10 protein-coding genes, 9 tRNA genes and 6 rRNA genes are annotated in these 21,102 nt (G+C 48.2%); all 25 read left to right on the forward strand.

The annotated features are described in order from the left end of the window. Positions 1 to 71: 71 nt before the first annotated feature. Positions 72 to 719, forward strand: a complete 648-nt coding sequence (locus MKY93_RS00415; RefSeq protein ID WP_009499449.1) for a peroxiredoxin family protein — start codon at positions 72 to 74, stop codon at positions 717 to 719. A 30-nt stretch (positions 720 to 749) separates the two neighbouring features. Further along, on the forward strand, positions 750 to 2,180 hold the full coding sequence (locus MKY93_RS00420) for an anthranilate synthase component I family protein (protein WP_340757804.1): 1,431 nt from the start codon (positions 750 to 752) through the stop codon (positions 2,178 to 2,180). Beyond that, a complete protein-coding gene (pabC, locus tag MKY93_RS00425) occupies positions 2,177 to 3,031 on the forward strand; it encodes an aminodeoxychorismate lyase (RefSeq protein WP_340760881.1) in 855 nt (284 codons plus the stop codon). The genes MKY93_RS00420 and pabC overlap by 4 nt, the downstream gene beginning before the upstream one ends. Beyond that, positions 3,031 to 3,882 carry a dihydropteroate synthase gene (folP, locus tag MKY93_RS00430; protein WP_340757807.1) on the forward strand — a complete coding sequence of 284 codons (852 nt, stop codon included), beginning with the start codon at positions 3,031 to 3,033 and terminating at the stop codon, positions 3,880 to 3,882. Before pabC ends, folP begins: the two co-directional genes overlap by 1 nt. Positions 3,883 to 3,903: 21 nt before the next feature. Next, complete coding sequence (gene folB, locus MKY93_RS00435; RefSeq protein WP_078818820.1) at positions 3,904 to 4,272, forward strand: dihydroneopterin aldolase; 369 nt, start codon at positions 3,904 to 3,906, stop codon at positions 4,270 to 4,272. Between the two features lie 17 nt (positions 4,273 to 4,289). Continuing rightward, on the forward strand, positions 4,290 to 4,784 hold the full coding sequence (gene folK, locus MKY93_RS00440) for a 2-amino-4-hydroxy-6-hydroxymethyldihydropteridine diphosphokinase (RefSeq protein WP_340760882.1): 495 nt from the start codon (positions 4,290 to 4,292) through the stop codon (positions 4,782 to 4,784). Positions 4,785 to 4,977: 193 nt separating this feature from the next. After that, positions 4,978 to 6,468: a lysine--tRNA ligase gene (gene lysS / locus MKY93_RS00445; protein ID WP_340757810.1), complete on the forward strand. Its 1,491-nt coding sequence runs from the start codon at positions 4,978 to 4,980 to the stop codon at positions 6,466 to 6,468. Between the two features lie 378 nt (positions 6,469 to 6,846). Then, positions 6,847 to 8,398: ribosomal RNA gene (locus MKY93_RS00450) — 16S ribosomal RNA — on the forward strand. Positions 8,399 to 8,651: 253 nt separating this feature from the next. After that, positions 8,652 to 11,577: ribosomal RNA gene (locus MKY93_RS00455) — 23S ribosomal RNA — on the forward strand. A 140-nt stretch (positions 11,578 to 11,717) separates the two neighbouring features. Next, positions 11,718 to 11,833: ribosomal RNA gene (gene rrf, locus MKY93_RS00460) — 5S ribosomal RNA — on the forward strand. Positions 11,834 to 11,935: 102 nt separating this feature from the next. Next, positions 11,936 to 12,011, forward strand: a tRNA-Val gene (locus MKY93_RS00465). A gap of 16 nt (positions 12,012 to 12,027) precedes the next feature. After that, a tRNA-Thr gene (locus MKY93_RS00470) sits at positions 12,028 to 12,103 on the forward strand. A 10-nt stretch (positions 12,104 to 12,113) separates the two neighbouring features. Next, positions 12,114 to 12,189, forward strand: a tRNA-Lys gene (locus tag MKY93_RS00475). A gap of 21 nt (positions 12,190 to 12,210) precedes the next feature. Then, a tRNA-Leu gene (locus MKY93_RS00480) sits at positions 12,211 to 12,292 on the forward strand. Positions 12,293 to 12,299: 7 nt separating this feature from the next. Next, positions 12,300 to 12,371, forward strand: a tRNA-Gly gene (locus MKY93_RS00485). An 11-nt stretch (positions 12,372 to 12,382) separates the two neighbouring features. Further along, positions 12,383 to 12,471, forward strand: a tRNA-Leu gene (locus MKY93_RS00490). Positions 12,472 to 12,482: 11 nt separating this feature from the next. Beyond that, positions 12,483 to 12,559, forward strand: a tRNA-Arg gene (locus MKY93_RS00495). 19 nt (positions 12,560 to 12,578) lie between these two features. Further along, positions 12,579 to 12,655: transfer RNA gene (locus MKY93_RS00500), tRNA-Pro, on the forward strand. Positions 12,656 to 12,664: 9 nt separating this feature from the next. Further along, a tRNA-Ala gene (locus tag MKY93_RS00505) sits at positions 12,665 to 12,740 on the forward strand. Positions 12,741 to 12,886: 146 nt separating this feature from the next. Next, positions 12,887 to 14,438 (forward strand): 16S ribosomal RNA (locus MKY93_RS00510). Positions 14,439 to 14,691: 253 nt separating this feature from the next. Then, positions 14,692 to 17,617: ribosomal RNA gene (locus MKY93_RS00515) — 23S ribosomal RNA — on the forward strand. Positions 17,618 to 17,688: 71 nt separating this feature from the next. Beyond that, a 5S ribosomal RNA gene (rrf, locus tag MKY93_RS00520) occupies positions 17,689 to 17,804 on the forward strand. The 16S, 23S and 5S rRNA genes sit together here with 9 tRNA genes alongside, the layout of an rRNA operon. A gap of 403 nt (positions 17,805 to 18,207) precedes the next feature. Beyond that, positions 18,208 to 19,014: a YihY/virulence factor BrkB family protein gene (locus MKY93_RS00525; protein WP_340757812.1), complete on the forward strand. Its 807-nt coding sequence runs from the start codon at positions 18,208 to 18,210 to the stop codon at positions 19,012 to 19,014. Further along, on the forward strand, positions 19,011 to 19,682 hold the full coding sequence (locus MKY93_RS00530; protein WP_078817679.1) for a response regulator transcription factor: 672 nt from the start codon (positions 19,011 to 19,013) through the stop codon (positions 19,680 to 19,682). Before MKY93_RS00525 ends, MKY93_RS00530 begins: the two co-directional genes overlap by 4 nt. Then, entirely contained in the window at positions 19,679 to 21,058 is a 1,380-nt protein-coding gene (locus MKY93_RS00535) for a sensor histidine kinase (RefSeq protein ID WP_340757816.1), read from the forward strand. Before MKY93_RS00530 ends, MKY93_RS00535 begins: the two co-directional genes overlap by 4 nt. Positions 21,059 to 21,102: the final 44 nt, after the last annotated feature.

Below are 21,102 nucleotides of genomic sequence, written 5' to 3' on the forward strand. Positions count from 1 at the left end.
ATACTCTGTATAATTAAAATGAAACATTATTGGAGTATTACATAGAAAGTGAACCATATAGGAGGCCAACTGTGAAGAAATGGAGTATGTTGATTTCACTCGCGATCATTATTAGTATGGTAACGATTATTATACTAACCAACCGAGAGTTTAAAAAAGAGGCCGGTGAGATGGATGGTTATTCTAGTGCGATGATAGAGGATCTGCCGAATGATGAGGTCAAACGGATACCGGAGGACTGGAAAGAGGAAACTACCTCAGAAGATACAGCTTCCGAAGAGACTGGGCTAGGCCGCGGTGATCTCGCGCCTGATTTTGAATTAACCACACTCACTGGTGAAACGGTCAAATTATCCGATTATCGTGGAAAGAAGATCATGCTGAATTTTTGGGCGTCGTGGTGTCCGCCATGCCGATCCGAAATGCCGTATATGGAAACATATTATGACGAGTACAAGGGCTCTGCGAATATGGAGATACTTGCAGTGAACATGACAAAAACGGAGAAAGATAAAGAAGATAGTGCCAAAGCATTTGTCAAGGAGTATGGGTTGACATTCCCGGTTTTATTGGACTTAGAAGGTGAAGTTATGAAAACGTACCGAGTGAAAGCCTATCCAACGACGTATATCCTTAACACGGAAGGTGTCATAACGGACATAGTGGTATCTGCTATAGACGATAAATTTCTAAAGAAACTCATAGATGAAAGCAATTAAAATTGGACGACAGATTCGGGAGGAACCATCATGGAAACAGTAGCTTATCAGACAGCCTCAATGACGAGAGACGAGTTCTTCTACGCCTATAAACAGCTTGCAGAACAAACAGATCGCCATATTTTATTGGAAAGTGGTAGAGACGGTGAAATGTGCATCGCGGGATTGAATCCGCTCGTGACCGTACAGGCGAATGAAGAGGGTTTACAATTAGATTGGCGGGATGGTACGAGTGAAATTCTTGCAGGCGAAGATCCTCTAACCTTGCTGAATGAGTTCCTGTCACGGTATGAGCTGAGACGAGATGACAACTTACCCGCATTCCAGGGCGGGGCGATTGGTATGATCAGCTATGATTATGTCAGAAGCTATGAAACACTGCCTAGTCTAGCGGAGAATGATTTGGCAACGCCTGACGTTTTCTTTTATGTCTTTGACCAATGGGCAGTTTTAGACGTAGTGCATGAAACAGTTTATTTTATGTCGCTGCCTAATGTTCAAACTTCGTTGACGGTCATGGAAAATGAGTGGGTGGATGCCGTTAAACATGGTCTTGCTGGTCGACGTTTTTCACAAGGGAAAGCAGTGGACGTGGAAGTAACTCAAGATAATTTGGAAGTTTCCGTAACGGGCGAGCGGTTTGAAGGAATGGTAAGGGATGTTCAGAAGTTCATTGCACAAGGCGATGTCGTGCAAGTAAATCTCTCCGTCCGTCAATCAAAACCACTGGATGTTCCGTCTTTATCTATGTATGAAGCGCTACGTTCCTTCAATCCTTCACCTTATATGGCTTACATGATGTCACCTGAATTTGAGGTCGTGTCCGGATCACCCGAGCTGTTGTTGAAGAAACGAGGAAATGAATTGAGCACACGTCCAATCGGAGGGACCCGAAAGCGCGGCGCTACAGAGAGGGAAGACGCGGCTTTACAGCAGGAATTGGTCTCTGACACAAAAGAAAAAGGCGAGCATAAAATGTTGGTAGATCTTGAATGCAAAGATTTTGAGAGAATTTGTAAGCCGGGAACGGTTGAAATAGATGAATTCATGGTTGTAGAAAAGTATTCCCACGTAATGCATCTCGTATCGAATGTTCGAGGGACTGCTGCGACGCAAGATGCCGCGGCAATCATTCGCGGTGTTTTCCCGGGTGGTTCGATAACGGGAGATCCGAAGCTGCGAACAATGGAGATCATCGAAGAATTAGAACCGACGCGAAGAGGACTTTATACAGGTTCAATGGGCTGGATAAGTTTCAATGGAGATATAGAGCTGAATATTACGATCCGAACCGCATTTATCCAAGATGGCATCGTTCATATCCAGGCGGGGGCCGGACTTGTACCAGAATCAATTCCTGCCGCCGAATATCAAGAGTCGCTCAATAAAGCGAAGGCGTTATGGCAGGCAAAAGAAATGGCAGAACAAGCGGTAAGAGAAGAAAGTTGGCGTTCTCATTGATCTGCTGGGCGAATGGGGAACAACAGAGTGCTGATGATTTGCGAATTTCACCTTATGACCACGGCTTTCTCTATGGACTTGGATTTTTTGAGACCTTTCGTACATATGAGGGGAAAGTATTTCTCTTCGATGCACATATGGATAGATTAAGGTCAGCGCTATCTGAATACAGGATCAAAATGCAGTACACGGATGAAGAACTTCGACAGGCCATTCATTCGTTGTTTGTAGAGAATGGAAGCGAGGATGGATATTTTCGGTTGAATGTGTCAGCGGGAGTCCATGATATCGGATTAGCACCTACTAGCTATGAGCGACCAAATGTATTCATTCTCCAAAAGACGTTGGTTTTGCCTCCTGTCCATACGGAAAAAGAAGGTGTGTGGTTGCAGACAAAGCGGAATGAACCGGAAAGTGCGGTTCGTCATAAATCGCATCAGTACGCGAACAATGTATTAGGGCGGCTGGAATTACCTTCTTTGCGAGAGATAGAAGGCTTTTTCGTTAATTGGGAAGGGTTCGTGGCGGAAGGTATAACGTCTAACATCTTTTGGGTGAAGCAAGGTATCCTGTACACTCCTTCATTGAAAACAGGTATTTTACCAGGGACTACGCGAGCATTCGTATTACGGTTAGTTGACGAACTTGGGGTATCGGTTAGAGAGGGATTGTTTTCGCCGACTGAGCTAGAGGCGGCGGAAGAGGTCTTCATTACAAACGCCATTCAGGAACTGGTACCCATTCGCAATGTTGGGACAACCGAGTTTTTAGGAAGTAAAGGTTCTATCTATCGACAATTACATAGCGGCTATCAACGAGCCGTCAACCGTATGAAAGTGAGTGACCAGTAATGGAGTTAGCGAAAGCTCGTGCATCTTATCAGTTTGGTAAGACGACGATTGATTTTACAGAAGAAACGATTATCATGGGTATTTTGAATGTCACGCCCGATTCTTTTTCAGATGGCGGAAAGTTTGGCCAATTGGATCGAGCGCTTGAACATGCTCGACAAATGCTGGCAGACGGGGCGAAAGTTATTGATGTCGGCGGCGAATCGACACGGCCTGGACATGCGCCTGTATCATTGGAAGAAGAATTGGAACGTGTCGTGCCGATTGTCGAATTACTGACGAAGGAATTGGGATGTGTCATCTCTGTAGATACATATAAAGCAGCTGTGGCGGAAGCGGCGGTTCAAGCAGGTGCAAGTATCATCAATGATGTGTGGGGTGCAAAGCGTGAACCCGCAATCGTGGAAGTGGCGGCGCGCTATAAAGTGCCGATTATCCTGATGCATAACCGAGATAATACAGACTATCAGCTGCCATTCATGGAAGCGGTAGTACAAGATTTACAGGAGAGTATCGAGATTGCGAGACGGGCGGGTGTTAGCGAAGAGTTGATTTGGCTTGATCCTGGGATTGGTTTCGCGAAAAATACAGAACAGAATATTTTAGCTATGCAAGGGTTGCCGGCCATTGCGGACCTTGGTTATCCTGTATTGCTCGGTACGTCTCGAAAGCGCATGATTGGAAATGTGCTGGACGTGCCAGTGGGAGAACGGATGGAGGGAACCGGTGCGACCGTATGTTATGGTATCGAGCATGGATGCCATATTATGCGTGTTCATGACGTGAAGGAAATTGCACGGATGGTCAAGATGATGGATGTGCTGACGAAAAAGACTGCATTTACTGGATAAGCGATAAAGTGGGGGGATTTCATGGATTATATTCATTTGAATGATATGGAGTTTTACGGTTATCATGGGGCATTGCCTGAAGAAAACAAGCTTGGCCAGCGTTTTCGGCTGACAGTTTCATTGGCGACTGACTTGGCGGAAGCCGGTCAGACGGATGATCTGTCGAAGACGGTGAATTATGCAGAAGTGTATGAGATGTGTAAGCGCATTGTCGAAGGCGAAGCGGTACGGCTGATTGAAACGGTTGCTGAAACAATAGCCGGAACTATAATGACGGATTTTGCTGAAAAGGTGATCGGCGTACGAGTTGTATTGGTGAAGCCGGATCCTCCGATTCACGGACATTACGCGTCCGTTGCAGTAGAAATCAAAAGGGGGCGCTTTTCTTGAATTTCGCCTATTTATCGATGGGTTCCAACATCGGTAACCGGTTGGAACATCTAACGCATGCAGTTCAACTGCTGAATGAACATCCCGCTATTACCGTTGAAAAGGTGTCTTCTGTCTATGAAACAGAGCCACTTGGATTGACTGAACAAGCAAAATTTTTGAATATTGCAGTTGGTCTGGAGACTTCATTGGAAGCATCGGAGTTGCTGAGTGCTTGCCAATCCATTGAAAACAAGCTCGGAAGAATGAGGAAAATCCGTTGGGGTCCCCGGACGGTAGACCTTGATATTTTGCTCTATAATCACGACACTATCCAATCAGAGAATTTGATTATCCCACATTTACGTATGCAGGAGCGTGCGTTTGTACTCGTTCCTCTCATTGAAATTGATTCAGAAGTAAAGAATCCGGTAACAGGGACACTTTACCGTAATGAGCCAGCGATGCGGGATGATGGAATGACCCTTTGGAAGAAAGTCCAGAATGTCGAGGAGTTCTTACAGCAAGGCTGATAATATAACCGGCGGATACTGATTCTAGCGCTGTCTAAAAAAAGAAACTGCTCTATTAGTAGGGCAGTTTTTTCTATGGGATGAGTACCGGGCGACCATTTGGACTTTTGTTAGGCAGGTAATTTGTGTACAATAGTTGCAGACGGCCTATACTGAGTAGAAGGTAGGTCAAAGTATGAAGGAGTGAAAGGGAATGTCCCATTTAGATGAAATGAATGATCAGCTTTTGGTGAGACGCCAGAAGATGAATGATATACGCGAAGGTGGTTTGGATCCATTCGGTCAACGTTTTGAACGCACCCATCTGACAAATGAGATTCGATCAGCCTATGAAGAGTTATCAAAAGAAGAATTAGAAGAAACTGAGCATGAGGTGACGATTGCAGGTCGAATCATGACAAAACGAGGGAAGGGCAAGGCGGGTTTTGCGCATATTCAAGATCTTGGCGGTCAGATTCAGATCTACGTACGTCAAGATGCTATTGGTGAAGACGCATATAAACTATTTACACTGGCAGACTTAGGGGATATTGTGGGCGTTCAAGGGGTTATCTTCAAAACAAAAGTAGGAGAGCTTTCCATTAAAGCGACAAAGTTTACGTTCCTTACGAAGTCATTGCGTCCGCTACCCGAGAAATTCCACGGTTTGCAGGATATTGAACAACGCTACCGTCAGCGTTACCTTGATTTGATCTCAACAGAAGGCAGTAAAGAAACATTCATTATGCGTAGCCGAATCATTCAATCAATGCGCCATTATTTAGATAAACAGGGCTTCCTCGAAGTCGAAACACCAATGCTGCACTCTATCGCAGGGGGAGCAGCGGCTCGTCCGTTTGTTACACATCACAATACATTAGATATGACGTTATATATGCGGATCGCGATCGAACTTCATTTGAAACGCCTCATTGTAGGTGGCTTAGAGAAAGTATATGAGATCGGACGCGTATTCCGTAATGAAGGGATGTCCACGCGCCATAACCCGGAATTTACGATGATCGAGTTATATGAAGCGTATGCGGATTACAATGATATTATGGAACTCACTGAAAATCTAGTGGCTCACATTGCACAAGAAGTACTCGGCACGACAACGATTCAATACGGTGAAGACCAAATTGATTTAGCACCGCGCTGGAAACGACTTCATATGGCGGATGCTGTAAAAGAATATACAGGCGTAGACTTTTGGCAGCAGCTTACTAAAGAACAGGCTCATGAATTAGCAAAGGAACATAATGTTCAAGTGACTTCTTCTATGGAAGTAGGTCATGTGCTGAATGAATTCTTTGAGCAAAAGGTTGAAGAGCAACTTGTACAACCAACATTCATTTACGGCCATCCTGTAGAAGTTTCACCGCTTGCCAAGAAAAACCCAGAGGACCCACGTTATACGGATCGTTTCGAATTATTCATCGTCCGTCGTGAGCATGCCAATGCCTTTACGGAGTTGAATGATCCTATTGATCAACGTGCTCGCTTTGAAGCTCAGTTAGTAGAGAAAGAGCAAGGGAACGACGAGGCGCATGAAATGGATGAAGACTTTATAGAAGCACTTGAATATGGATTGCCGCCGACTGGTGGATTAGGTATAGGTATTGATCGTCTTGTTATGCTATTGACGAATGCTCAATCAATCCGCGATGTTCTCCTATTTCCTCAGATGCGTTCTAAAGATTGATACAACAGCCCTGGCTTTCATAGTCAGGGCTTTTTTCTTTTAAGTCATATACAGTCTTAAAAGAAAATCAAAAAGAAAATCAAAAAAACAGTTGCACTTTCGAAAAGCAGGTGGTATATTAGATAACGTTGCTTGCGAGGTTAGCAAGTTAGCGAAAAAACACTTTAAAACTTTTTAAGAAAAAGTGTTGACAACAAAACAGAAATTTGGTATTATAAGAAAGTTGCCTCTTACAAAAGAGCAACCATATGAACCTTGAAAACTGAACAGCAAAACGTTAACGAATTATACGTTTGTGCATCGGCTCTGCCGGTGACATAAACAAAATGAGCATCTTAAATGATGCCAGCAAGAAATCGAGCTAACTCGAATTTCTCTTTTATGGAGAGTTTGATCCTGGCTCAGGACGAACGCTGGCGGCGTGCCTAATACATGCAAGTCGAGCGAATCTTTGGGAGCTTGCTCCTAAAGATTAGCGGCGGACGGGTGAGTAACACGTGGGCAACCTACCTTACAGATGGGGATAACTCCGGGAAACCGGGGCTAATACCGAATAATCCATTTCTTCGCATGAAGAGATGTTGAAAGACGGTTTCGGCTGTCACTGTGAGATGGGCCCGCGGCGCATTAGTTAGTTGGTGGGGTAACGGCCTACCAAGACCACGATGCGTAGCCGACCTGAGAGGGTGATCGGCCACACTGGGACTGAGACACGGCCCAGACTCCTACGGGAGGCAGCAGTAGGGAATCTTCCACAATGGACGAAAGTCTGATGGAGCAACGCCGCGTGAGTGAAGAAGGTTTTCGGATCGTAAAGCTCTGTTGTAAGGGAAGAACACGTACAGGAGTAACTGCCTGTACCTTGACGGTACCTTACCAGAAAGCCACGGCTAACTACGTGCCAGCAGCCGCGGTAATACGTAGGTGGCAAGCGTTGTCCGGAATTATTGGGCGTAAAGCGCGCGCAGGCGGTCCTTTAAGTCTGATGTGAAAGCCCACGGCTCAACCGTGGAGGGTCATTGGAAACTGGAGGACTTGAGTACAGAAGAGGAAAGCGGAATTCCACGTGTAGCGGTGAAATGCGTAGAGATGTGGAGGAACACCAGTGGCGAAGGCGGCTTTCTGGTCTGTAACTGACGCTGAGGCGCGAAAGCGTGGGGAGCAAACAGGATTAGATACCCTGGTAGTCCACGCCGTAAACGATGAGTGCTAAGTGTTAGGGGGTTTCCGCCCCTTAGTGCTGCAGCTAACGCATTAAGCACTCCGCCTGGGGAGTACGGCCGCAAGGCTGAAACTCAAAGGAATTGACGGGGACCCGCACAAGCGGTGGAGCATGTGGTTTAATTCGAAGCAACGCGAAGAACCTTACCAGGTCTTGACATCCCGCTGCCCGGCATGGAGACATGCCTTTCCCTTCGGGGACAGCGGTGACAGGTGGTGCATGGTTGTCGTCAGCTCGTGTCGTGAGATGTTGGGTTAAGTCCCGCAACGAGCGCAACCCTTAATCTTAGTTGCCATCATTCAGTTGGGCACTCTAAGGTGACTGCCGGTGACAAACCGGAGGAAGGTGGGGATGACGTCAAATCATCATGCCCCTTATGACCTGGGCTACACACGTGCTACAATGGACGGTACAGAGGGCTGCAAACCCGCGAGGGGGAGCCAATCCCACAAAACCGTTCCCAGTTCGGATTGCAGGCTGCAACTCGCCTGCATGAAGCCGGAATCGCTAGTAATCGTGGATCAGCATGCCACGGTGAATACGTTCCCGGGTCTTGTACACACCGCCCGTCACACCACGAGAGTTTGTAACACCCGAAGTCGGTGGGGTAACCCTTACGGGAGCCAGCCGCCGAAGGTGGGACAGATGATTGGGGTGAAGTCGTAACAAGGTAGCCGTATCGGAAGGTGCGGCTGGATCACCTCCTTTCTAAGGATAGTATGCCATCTTGGCATTCGGAAGATGGATCTTCGATCCGTCACGTTAACGTTTTGCGTTCAGTTTTGAAGGCTCATTTTTTGAGTGTTCAAAGCTTTTTTTCTTTAGACTTGTTCATTGAAAACTGGATAAAACGACATTGAAAGTAATCAAGTAATCAACCGAATCGAACATTTTGTTTGATTCATGTAAACTTTTTAACCTTCGTTCTTTCTATCGCTAGAGAGACGTTGGACCTTTTATAGGTTAAGTTAGAAAGGGCGCACGGCGGATGCCTTGGCACTAGGAGCCGATGAAGGACGGCACTAACACCGATATGCTTCGGGGAGCTGTAAGTAAGCTTTGATCCGAAGATTTCCGAATGGGGAAACCCACTGTCCGTAATGGGACAGTACGTTCACGTGAATACATAGCGTGATCGTGGCACACCCGGAGAACTGAAACATCTAAGTACCCGGAGGAAGAGAAAGAAAATCGATTCCCTTAGTAGCGGCGAGCGAAACGGGAAGAGCCCAAACCAGGAAGCTTGCTTCCTGGGGTTGTAGGACACTCTATACGGAGTTACAAAGGAATGCATTAGACGAAGCGATCTGGAAAGATCCGCCGCAGTGGGTAACAGCCCCGTAGTCGAAAGTGCATTCCCTCCAGAGTGGATCCTGAGTACGGCGGAACACGTGAAATTCCGTCGGAATCCGGGAGGACCATCTCCCAAGGCTAAATACTCCCTAGTGACCGATAGTGAACCAGTACCGTGAGGGAAAGGTGAAAAGCACCCCGGAAGGGGAGTGAAATAGAACCTGAAACCGTGTGCCTACAAATTGTCAGAGCCCGTTAATGGGTGATGGCGTGCCTTTTGTAGAATGAACCGGCGAGTTACGATTCCATGCAAGGTTAAGCTGAGAAAGCGGAGCCGCAGCGAAAGCGAGTCTGAATAGGGCGCATGAGTATGGGGTCGTAGACCCGAAACCAGGTGATCTACCCATGTCCAGGGTGAAGGTCAGGTAACACTGACTGGAGGCCCGAACCCACGTATGTTGAAAAATGCGGGGATGAGGTGTGGGTAGCGGTGAAATTCCAATCGAACCTGGAGATAGCTGGTTCTCTCCGAAATAGCTTTAGGGCTAGCCTCAAACGAAAGAATCTCGGAGGTAGAGCACTGTTTGGACGAGGGGCCCATCCCGGGTTACCGAATTCAGACAAACTCCGAATGCCGATGATTTATGTTTGGGAGTCAGACGGTGGGTGATAAGATCCATCGTCGAGAGGGAAACAGCCCAGACCACCAGTTAAGGTCCCCAAGTATCCGTTAAGTGGAAAAGGATGTGGCGCTGCCCAGACAACCAGGATGTTGGCTTAGAAGCAGCCATCATTTAAAGAGTGCGTAATAGCTCACTGGTCGAGTGGCGCTGCGCCGAAAATGTACCGGGGCTAAACGGATCACCGAAACTGTGGATTGACGCAAGTCAATGGTAGGAGAGCGTTCCAAGGGCGTTGAAGCTAGACCGGAAGGACTGGTGGAGCGCTTGGAAGTGAGAATGCCGGTATGAGTAGCGAAAGAAGGGTGAGAATCCCTTCCACCGAATGCCTAAGGTTTCCTGAGGAAGGCTCGTCCGCTCAGGGTTAGTCAGGACCTAAGTCGAGGCCGATAGGCGTAGACGATGGACAACAGGTTGATATTCCTGTACCACCTCCCCGCCGTTTGAGTAATGGGGGGACGCAGTAGGATAGGGTGAGCACGCAGTTGGTTGCGTGTCTAAGCAGTGAGGTGGAGAACGAGGCAAATCCCGTTCTCATATAACACTAGGCTGTGATGGCAAGGAGAATTGTCTCCGGAGTCCCTGATTTCACACTGCCAAGAAAAGCCTCTAGCGAGGCGGGAGGTGCCTGTACCGCAAACCGACACAGGTAGGCGAGGAGAGAATCCTAAGGTGATCGAGAGAACTCTCGTTAAGGAACTCGGCAAAATGACCCCGTAACTTCGGGAGAAGGGGTGCTCTGGTAGGGTGAATAGCCCGAGAGAGCCGCAGTGAATAGGCCCAGGCGACTGTTTAGCAAAAACACAGGTCTCTGCAAAACCGTAAGGTGACGTATAGGGGCTGACGCCTGCCCGGTGCTGGAAGGTTAAGAGGAGGGGTTAGCGCAAGCGAAGCTCTGAATTGAAGCCCCAGTAAACGGCGGCCGTAACTATAACGGTCCTAAGGTAGCGAAATTCCTTGTCGGGTAAGTTCCGACCCGCACGAAAGGCGTAACGATCTGGGCACTGTCTCAACGAGAGACTCGGTGAAATTATAATATGCGTGAAGATGCGCATTACCCGCGACAGGACGGAAAGACCCCGTGGAGCTTTACTGTAGCCTGATATTGAATTCCGGTGCAGCCTGTACAGGATAGGTAGGAGCCTTGGATTCCGGAGCGCCAGCTTCGGAGGAGGCGTTGGTGGGATACTACCCTGGCTGTATTGGACTTCTAACCCATGCCCGTGATCCGGGCAGGAGACAGTGTCAGGTGGGCAGTTTGACTGGGGCGGTCGCCTCCTAAAGAGTAACGGAGGCGCCCAAAGGTTCCCTCAGAATGGTTGGACATCATTCGTAGAGTGCAAAGGCATAAGGGAGCTTGACTGCGAGACCTACAAGTCGAGCAGGGTCGAAAGACGGGCTTAGTGATCCGGTGGTTCCGCATGGAAGGGCCATCGCTCAACGGATAAAAGCTACCCCGGGGATAACAGGCTTATCTCCCCCAAGAGTCCACATCGACGGGGAGGTTTGGCACCTCGATGTCGGCTCGTCGCATCCTGGGGCTGTAGTCGGTCCCAAGGGTTGGGCTGTTCGCCCATTAAAGCGGCACGCGAGCTGGGTTCAGAACGTCGTGAGACAGTTCGGTCCCTATCCGTCGCGGGCGCAGGAAATTTGAGAAGAGCTGTCCTTAGTACGAGAGGACCGGGATGGACATACCGCTGGTGTACCAGTTGTCTTGCCAAAGGCATCGCTGGGTAGCTATGTATGGACGGGATAAATGCTGAAAGCATCTAAGCATGAAGCCCCCTTCAAGATGAGATTTCCCATTACGCAAGTAAGTAAGATCCCTCAAAGATGATGAGGTGGATAGGTCTGGGGTGGAAGCACGGCGACGTGTGCAGCTGACAGATACTAATCGATCGAGGACTTAACCTATTTTAAGAAGTACTACTTGAGGTACACAATGTCTTTTATTCAGTTTTGAGTGAACAAAAATTCACTAAAAAAGCTAAAAATAACACTTGCATTACTGCAAAGAAGTGTTATAATAGTAAATGTCTTTGGAAAAGGACAAGTCTGGTGACGATAGCGAAGAGGTCACACCCGTTCCCATACCGAACACGGAAGTTAAGCTCTTCAGCGCTGATGGTAGTTGGGGGCTTCCCCCTGTGAGAGTAAGACGTCGCCAGGCAACACTTTTTGATCTATAATTTAGTGTTCCATACATAATGAAAGAGATCATTGAAGAGTATTAACAGTCACAGCAATGTGATGTTTATAGTAATTTTACCCAGGAGGATTAGCTCAGCTGGGAGAGCACCTGCCTTACAAGCAGGGGGTCGGCGGTTCGAGCCCGTCATCCTCCACCATATTTTCTACACTTTTGCCGGTGTAGCTCAACTGGTAGAGCAACTGACTTGTAATCAGTAGGTTGAGGGTTCAAGTCCTTTCGCCGGCACCACTTCATGTACGAGCCATTAGCTCAGTTGGTAGAGCATCTGACTTTTAATCAGAGGGTCACAGGTTCGAATCCTGTATGGCTCACCATTTTTATCGCAGTAATATAACGCGGGTGTGGTGGAACTGGCAGACACGCTAGACTTAGGATCTAGTGCTTTCGGGCGTGGGGGTTCGACTCCCTTCACCCGCACTTTTTTGCGGAAGTAGTTCAGTGGTAGAATACGACCTTGCCAAGGTCGGGGTCGCGGGTTCGAATCCCGTCTTCCGCTTTTTCACTCTTGCCGGGGTGGCGGAACTGGCAGACGCACAGGACTTAAAATCCTGCGGTAGGTGACTACCGTACCGGTTCGATTCCGGTTCTCGGCACCATTTATAAATATGCGCCCGTAGCTCAATTGGATAGAGCGTCTGACTACGGATCAGAAGGTTGTGGGTTCGACTCCTGCCGGGCGCGCCATTATTATATATTTTATATTCGGGAAGTAGCTCAGCTTGGTAGAGCACTTGGTTTGGGACCAAGGGGTCGCAGGTTCGAATCCTGTCTTCCCGACCACTTATTCTCGGGGCCTTAGCTCAGCTGGGAGAGCGCCTGCCTTGCACGCAGGAGGTCAGCGGTTCGATCCCGCTAGGCTCCACCAATTACATTTTCATTATATGAACCTTGAAAACTGAACAGCAAAACGTTAACGAATTATACGTTTGTGCATCGGCTCTGCCGGTGACATAAACAAAATGAGTATCTTAAATGATGCCAGCAAGAAATCGAGCTAACTCGAATTTCTCTTTTATGGAGAGTTTGATCCTGGCTCAGGACGAACGCTGGCGGCGTGCCTAATACATGCAAGTCGAGCGAATCTTTGGGAGCTTGCTCCTAAAGATTAGCGGCGGACGGGTGAGTAACACGTGGGCAACCTACCTTACAGATGGGGATAACTCCGGGAAACCGGGGCTAATACCGAATAATCCATTTCTTCGCATGAAGAGATGTTGAAAGACGGTTTCGGCTGTCACTGTGAGATGGGCCCGCGGCGCATTAGTTAGTTGGTGGGGTAACGGCCTACCAAGACCACGATGCGTAGCCGACCTGAGAGGGTGATCGGCCACACTGGGACTGAGACACGGCCCAGACTCCTACGGGAGGCAGCAGTAGGGAATCTTCCACAATGGACGAAAGTCTGATGGAGCAACGCCGCGTGAGTGAAGAAGGTTTTCGGATCGTAAAGCTCTGTTGTAAGGGAAGAACACGTACAGGAGTAACTGCCTGTACCTTGACGGTACCTTACCAGAAAGCCACGGCTAACTACGTGCCAGCAGCCGCGGTAATACGTAGGTGGCAAGCGTTGTCCGGAATTATTGGGCGTAAAGCGCGCGCAGGCGGTCCTTTAAGTCTGATGTGAAAGCCCACGGCTCAACCGTGGAGGGTCATTGGAAACTGGAGGACTTGAGTACAGAAGAGGAAAGCGGAATTCCACGTGTAGCGGTGAAATGCGTAGAGATGTGGAGGAACACCAGTGGCGAAGGCGGCTTTCTGGTCTGTAACTGACGCTGAGGCGCGAAAGCGTGGGGAGCAAACAGGATTAGATACCCTGGTAGTCCACGCCGTAAACGATGAGTGCTAAGTGTTAGGGGGTTTCCGCCCCTTAGTGCTGCAGCTAACGCATTAAGCACTCCGCCTGGGGAGTACGGCCGCAAGGCTGAAACTCAAAGGAATTGACGGGGACCCGCACAAGCGGTGGAGCATGTGGTTTAATTCGAAGCAACGCGAAGAACCTTACCAGGTCTTGACATCCCGCTGCCCGGCATGGAGACATGCCTTTCCCTTCGGGGACAGCGGTGACAGGTGGTGCATGGTTGTCGTCAGCTCGTGTCGTGAGATGTTGGGTTAAGTCCCGCAACGAGCGCAACCCTTAATCTTAGTTGCCATCATTCAGTTGGGCACTCTAAGGTGACTGCCGGTGACAAACCGGAGGAAGGTGGGGATGACGTCAAATCATCATGCCCCTTATGACCTGGGCTACACACGTGCTACAATGGACGGTACAGAGGGCTGCAAACCCGCGAGGGGGAGCCAATCCCACAAAACCGTTCCCAGTTCGGATTGCAGGCTGCAACTCGCCTGCATGAAGCCGGAATCGCTAGTAATCGTGGATCAGCATGCCACGGTGAATACGTTCCCGGGTCTTGTACACACCGCCCGTCACACCACGAGAGTTTGTAACACCCGAAGTCGGTGGGGTAACCCTTACGGGAGCCAGCCGCCGAAGGTGGGACAGATGATTGGGGTGAAGTCGTAACAAGGTAGCCGTATCGGAAGGTGCGGCTGGATCACCTCCTTTCTAAGGATAGTATGCCATCTTGGCATTCGGAAGATGGATCTTCGATCCGTCACGTTAACGTTTTGCGTTCAGTTTTGAAGGCTCATTTTTTGAGTGTTCAAAGCTTTTTTTCTTTAGACTTGTTCATTGAAAACTGGATAAAACGACATTGAAAGTAATCAAGTAATCAACCGAATCGAACATTTTGTTTGATTCATGTAAACTTTTTAACCTTCGTTCTTTCTATCGCTAGAGAGACGTTGGACCTTTTATAGGTTAAGTTAGAAAGGGCGCACGGCGGATGCCTTGGCACTAGGAGCCGATGAAGGACGGCACTAACACCGATATGCTTCGGGGAGCTGTAAGTAAGCTTTGATCCGAAGATTTCCGAATGGGGAAACCCACTGTCCGTAATGGGACAGTACGTTCACGTGAATACATAGCGTGATCGTGGCACACCCGGAGAACTGAAACATCTAAGTACCCGGAGGAAGAGAAAGAAAATCGATTCCCTTAGTAGCGGCGAGCGAAACGGGAAGAGCCCAAACCAGGAAGCTTGCTTCCTGGGGTTGTAGGACACTCTATACGGAGTTACAAAGGAATGCATTAGACGAAGCGATCTGGAAAGATCCGCCGCAGTGGGTAACAGCCCCGTAGTCGAAAGTGCATTCCCTCCAGAGTGGATCCTGAGTACGGCGGAACACGTGAAATTCCGTCGGAATCCGGGAGGACCATCTCCCAAGGCTAAATACTCCCTAGTGACCGATAGTGAACCAGTACCGTGAGGGAAAGGTGAAAAGCACCCCGGAAGGGGAGTGAAATAGAACCTGAAACCGTGTGCCTACAAATTGTCAGAGCCCGTTAATGGGTGATGGCGTGCCTTTTGTAGAATGAACCGGCGAGTTACGATTCCATGCAAGGTTAAGCTGAGAAAGCGGAGCCGCAGCGAAAGCGAGTCTGAATAGGGCGCATGAGTATGGGGTCGTAGACCCGAAACCAGGTGATCTACCCATGTCCAGGGTGAAGGTCAGGTAACACTGACTGGAGGCCCGAACCCACGTATGTTGAAAAATGCGGGGATGAGGTGTGGGTAGCGGTGAAATTCCAATCGAACCTGGAGATAGCTGGTTCTCTCCGAAATAGCTTTAGGGCTAGCCTCAAACGAAAGAATCTCGGAGGTAGAGCACTGTTTGGACGAGGGGCCCATCCCGGGTTACCGAATTCAGACAAACTCCGAATGCCGATGATTTATGTTTGGGAGTCAGACGGTGGGTGATAAGATCCATCGTCGAGAGGGAAACAGCCCAGACCACCAGTTAAGGTCCCCAAGTATCCGTTAAGTGGAAAAGGATGTGGCGCTGCCCAGACAACCAGGATGTTGGCTTAGAAGCAGCCATCATTTAAAGAGTGCGTAATAGCTCACTGGTCGAGTGGCGCTGCGCCGAAAATGTACCGGGGCTAAACGGATCACCGAAACTGTGGATTGACGCAAGTCAATGGTAGGAGAGCGTTCCAAGGGCGTTGAAGCTAGACCGGAAGGACTGGTGGAGCGCTTGGAAGTGAGAATGCCGGTATGAGTAGCGAAAGAAGGGTGAGAATCCCTTCCACCGAATGCCTAAGGTTTCCTGAGGAAGGCTCGTCCGCTCAGGGTTAGTCAGGACCTAAGTCGAGGCCGATAGGCGTAGACGATGGACAACAGGTTGATATTCCTGTACCACCTCCCCGCCGTTTGAGTAATGGGGGGACGCAGTAGGATAGGGTGAGCACGCAGTTGGTTGCGTGTCTAAGCAGTGAGGTGGAGAACGAGGCAAATCCCGTTCTCATATAACACTAGGCTGTGATGGCAAGGAGAATTGTCTCCGGAGTCCCTGATTTCACACTGCCAAGAAAAGCCTCTAGCGAGGCGGGAGGTGCCTGTACCGCAAACCGACACAGGTAGGCGAGGAGAGAATCCTAAGGTGATCGAGAGAACTCTCGTTAAGGAACTCGGCAAAATGACCCCGTAACTTCGGGAGAAGGGGTGCTCTGGTAGGGTGAATAGCCCGAGAGAGCCGCAGTGAATAGGCCCAGGCGACTGTTTAGCAAAAACACAGGTCTCTGCAAAACCGTAAGGTGACGTATAGGGGCTGACGCCTGCCCGGTGCTGGAAGGTTAAGAGGAGGGGTTAGCGCAAGCGAAGCTCTGAATTGAAGCCCCAGTAAACGGCGGCCGTAACTATAACGGTCCTAAGGTAGCGAAATTCCTTGTCGGGTAAGTTCCGACCCGCACGAAAGGCGTAACGATCTGGGCACTGTCTCAACGAGAGACTCGGTGAAATTATAATATGCGTGAAGATGCGCATTACCCGCGACAGGACGGAAAGACCCCGTGGAGCTTTACTGTAGCCTGATATTGAATTCCGGTGCAGCCTGTACAGGATAGGTAGGAGCCTTGGATTCCGGAGCGCCAGCTTCGGAGGAGGCGTTGGTGGGATACTACCCTGGCTGTATTGGACTTCTAACCCATGCCCGTGATCCGGGCAGGAGACAGTGTCAGGTGGGCAGTTTGACTGGGGCGGTCGCCTCCTAAAGAGTAACGGAGGCGCCCAAAGGTTCCCTCAGAATGGTTGGACATCATTCGTAGAGTGCAAAGGCATAAGGGAGCTTGACTGCGAGACCTACAAGTCGAGCAGGGTCGAAAGACGGGCTTAGTGATCCGGTGGTTCCGCATGGAAGGGCCATCGCTCAACGGATAAAAGCTACCCCGGGGATAACAGGCTTATCTCCCCCAAGAGTCCACATCGACGGGGAGGTTTGGCACCTCGATGTCGGCTCGTCGCATCCTGGGGCTGTAGTCGGTCCCAAGGGTTGGGCTGTTCGCCCATTAAAGCGGCACGCGAGCTGGGTTCAGAACGTCGTGAGACAGTTCGGTCCCTATCCGTCGCGGGCGCAGGAAATTTGAGAAGAGCTGTCCTTAGTACGAGAGGACCGGGATGGACATACCGCTGGTGTACCAGTTGTCTTGCCAAAGGCATCGCTGGGTAGCTATGTATGGACGGGATAAATGCTGAAAGCATCTAAGCATGAAGCCCCCTTCAAGATGAGATTTCCCATTACGCAAGTAAGTAAGATCCCTCAAAGATGATGAGGTGGATAGGTCTGGGGTGGAAGCACGGCGACGTGTGCAGCTGACAGATACTAATCGATCGAGGACTTAACCTATTTTAAGAAGTACTACTTGAGGTACACAATGTCTTTTATTCAGTTTTGAGTGAACAAGCTTTACTCATCTGTCTAGTAACGATGGCGAAGAGGTCACACCCGTTCCCATACCGAACACGGAAGTTAAGCTCTTCAGCGCCGATGGTAGTCGGGGGCTTCCCCCTGTGAGAGTAGGACGTTGCTAGGCATGCGAAGCCATTCACTATGGTCCTCATAGTGAGTGGCTTTTTTGTGTTTTTATATAATAAAAATAAATTAGTAAAAAGGCTGTTAATGGATACAGTGAAAATTAGGAAGAAGATGTGTCAGTTGCGCTCATTACCCCTTCCAGAGTCTCAACGCAGTGATGCCCGGTGAGGTAGTCGAGTCTTCCCCTAAGACGGCCGGACGTTGCTGCGTATACAAAGCCATTCACTATGGTCCTCATAGCAAACGGCTTTTCTGTGTTTTCATTAATTCGCATAATGAATAATCAAATGACTGTTTCATAAGATAACCAATAGAGCCCATCGAAATGAGACCAATAGTATTTAATTTGTATTAATTGAGAGGGCTTCATTAGGGTATATTGGTAGTAAGGGGAGAGTGTTATGATCATTACTATCGTACAACGTTTTTTTAAAGAACGCTTTTTTGATCAAGCTGCACAGAATGCATATTACTTGCTGTTATCCGTTTTGCCTTTTTTACTGGTCGTGTTATCTCTAGTCCAATTTTTGCCGGTTCAAGAGGCAAGTATATTGGCGTTGCTACGACCCTTTGTTCCTGAGGAGTCATTTCAACTTATCGAGCAAAGTGTCCAGTCGATGATTTATAAAAGCCATGGGAAGCTACTTCTATTAAGTGTGCTGGCTGCACTATGGACATCATCTATTGCGGTTCAGTCATTTGCCCGGTCATTGGATCTAACGAACGAAAAAAGACCACGGCAGTCCTTCTGGATTAGTTTAATACGGAATATAGGTGTGACGATTCTTTTTATGTTGGTCGTGCCGTTGTCCTTATTTTTGCCGTTACTGGAGAAGTTGCTGCATACGGTGATTGCGTATTATGACGTGTTAGAAGATTGGCAGGGCTGGCTATATATTTGGCCGAATATTAAGTGGGGCCTCGGAACAATTTTTTTGCTGCTATTTTTCTTGTTATTTTATCAACTTGTTCCGACCGGTAAAATGAAATGGAAAGAGGCGCTGCCAGGTGCTGTTTTTTCAGCTTTCGGGTGGCAGTTGGTTTCTTTGCTGTTTGGTGATTATGTATCCAGGGTGGATTATTCTAGATTGTATGGTCAATTGGCAGGTATCATTATGCTTGTGTTATGGTTTTATTTGACGGCGGTTATTATTTTACTATCGGGATTGTTGAATGCTGAATGGAAAAGGAGAGGGCGTTTCAGATGAAGATTTTAGTGGTCGATGATGATATACATATCCTAGAGCTGGTAAGCATTCATTTGAGACAGGCGGGGTATATCGTGGTGAAGGCGATGAATGGACAACAAGCCTTAGAGTTGGTTACAGAGGAGTGGCCCGACTTGGCGGTAGTGGATGTCATGATGCCGGGGATGGATGGCTATACGTTGACGAAGAGGCTGAGAGAGGATACGGAAATCCCAGTATTGCTCCTGACGGCGAAAGGTGAGTTGGAGGATAAGGAGCGTGGTTTTTTGGCAGGTTCCGATGATTATCTTGTAAAACCATTCGAGCCAAAGGAATTGTTGTTTCGTATTCATGCAATTTTGCGGCGCTATGATAAAGCGGTTGATCGAATGATTCAAATCGGTCCTTTGCTGATCAATCGTCAAAGTTATGAAGTAGTGCTTGGAAAGAAGTCTTTATTATTGCCTCTGAAGGAGTTTGAGTTACTGTCGGTGCTGGCATCCCGGCGCAATCAAGTATTTACACGCGAAGTATTGGTGGAGCGTGTATGGGGATTTGATTATGAGGGTGATGAACAGACGTTAAGCGTTCATATTAAGCGCTTGCGAGACAAGCTTGGAAAGCTGACAGAACAAGTGAAAATTGTGACTGTGCGTGGTGTAGGGTATAAGCTAGAGGTTTCAGAATGAAGTCGCTCTATGGAAAATTTCTTGTGATGACGGTCGGAATTATGCTGACGAGTGCGTTGGTCGCGTTTTTAGCGGTTAATACGTATTATCATCGCTATTTGAAAGAACAGAATGATACGAAGAACGTTGCTGTTGCCGAGCAGATCGCATCGTTTATTGAAGAGGAAAACGGACTTGATTTGACGGCTTATTTTGACATGCTTGCCGCAGCAGGTTACAAGCTAATGATTATTTCGCCTGACAACACCCCTACCTTGTACGGTGAAGCGTTCCGGGTAAATAATTTGGAGTTAGAGGCAATTGAACAGGTAAGGAACGGACAAGTGTACCATGGTATGCGGGATTTAAAGGCAGAAACATTTGTGACGGGGTATTTTTCGAATGAATCTGCGAATACAGTCGGAGTGCCCTTTAGCCGTGAAGGCGATACATATGCGCTATTTTTGCGTCCTGATATTAAAATGCTATTCACCGAAATTCATTACTTATTAGGCGGCATGGTAATTGTTATGGCCATTATCAGTTTACTGGCTATGCTCGTTGTTGCGAGAAAGCTGATTGAGCCAATTGTCGTGCTGACAAGAGCAACAAAACGGGTTGGAGAAGAGCAATTCAGCGGCGATATGGCAATTGACCGAAAAGATGAGATTGGTCAATTGGCGAAAAGCTTTCAACAAATGATCAATCGATTGAGTGAGAACGATCAGATACGAAAGGCTTTCATTAGTGATGTGTCGCATGATTTTCAGTCCCCTTTATTAAATATTAAAGGCTATGCAGACTTGCTGTCAGATGAAAATTTACCTGCGAATGAACGCAAGCATTATGCAAACATTATCCAATCGGAGACAGAGCGCTTATCGACGCTGACGAAACAGTTGCTTCTATTGACTTCACTTGATCAGCTAGTTTCCCCATTACAGAAGAGAGTGTTCCGTGTCGATCAGCAAGTGAAGGAGACGGTACGCAAATCACAATGGCTTTTGCAGGAGAAAGAGATGTCGCTTATGCTGGAGATTGATGAAGTGACATATGAAGGGGATCCAGCTTTCCTAGAGAAAGTATGGGAGAATTTATTGTCGAATGCGTTAAAATACACACCTGACGGAGGAACAATTGATATTCAGCTGACAGAACGAGAGAATGAAGTATATTTTTCTATTGAGGATTCAGGAGTCGGTATGTCGGAGGATACGAAAGCACGCGTATTTGATCGCTTTTATCGGGCAGATCACTCCCGAACACGCGAAGTTGAGGGAACTGGTCTAGGTCTCTCAATTGTAGAACAAGTAGTGCGCCTTCATGATGGCAGGATAGAAGTGATTAGTGAACTTGAGGCTGGTACGACATTTATTGTGCATTTGCCAAAACTGTAATCAGTTGTTCATCTTCCGTTCATCTTGCTCAGGTAGTATAAAGA

This window comes from Sporosarcina sp. FSL W7-1283 (assembly GCF_038003105.1).
Lineage (GTDB): Bacteria > Bacillota > Bacilli > Bacillales_A > Planococcaceae > Sporosarcina > Sporosarcina newyorkensis.